We start from the raw sequence: 233 nt of genomic DNA on the forward strand, positions 1-233 counted from the left end.
GGTCGCGCAATGACGCGAGAGGTGACGACTTCGCCGATGCGTTTCGCCGCTTCAACGCCGGAGTCCACCGCCGCGTTCACCGCGCCGACGTCGCCTTTCACCATCGCGGTGACCAGCCCGGAGCCGATGTTTTCATAGCTAATCAGCTCGACGTTGGCGGATTTGCACATCGCATCCGCTGCTTCAATGCAGGCCACCAGGCCTTTGGTTTCAATAAGCCCCAATGCATCACC

Annotated in this window: 1 protein-coding gene; it reads right to left on the minus strand. The window is 60.5% G+C overall.

Translation table 11 applies throughout. The features are described 5' to 3' along the window. Window positions 1–233: BMC domain-containing protein (locus NWP14_RS27955; protein WP_375216332.1), on the minus strand; the 233-nt coding region annotated here is incomplete at both ends.

Origin of the sequence: Klebsiella sp. C349492, assembly GCF_042055345.1 — a bacterium.
GTDB classification, from domain to species: Bacteria; Pseudomonadota; Gammaproteobacteria; order Enterobacterales; family Enterobacteriaceae; genus Klebsiella; species Klebsiella scottii.